Raw genomic sequence first — 229 nt, forward strand, 5'->3', positions numbered from 1 at the left:
TGCAGGGAAGGAAGGGTATCTCGTTCATGCCGAGTTGCGTCCAGGGAAACAACATGTGCAAGACAACATGCCTTCGTTTTTAACTACCGCCATCCGTCGAGCTCGTCAACTGACTTCATCTCGTCTGCTTGTCCGCATGGATGCAGGAAACGATGCGGAAGCGAATGTGCACGTATGTCTAAAGGAAGACGTGGACTTTGTCATCAAGCGAAACTTACGCCGAGAATCG

1 pseudogene is annotated in these 229 nt (G+C 50.7%); it reads left to right on the forward strand.

Annotation, left to right across the window (positions count from 1 at the left end):
• A pseudogene (locus DCC82_RS18490) lies at positions 1–229 on the forward strand (IS1380 family transposase); the annotation flags it as partial.

The organism is Geobacillus sp. LYN3 (assembly GCF_003064505.1).
Lineage (GTDB): Bacteria > Bacillota > Bacilli > Bacillales > Anoxybacillaceae > Parageobacillus_B > Parageobacillus_B toebii.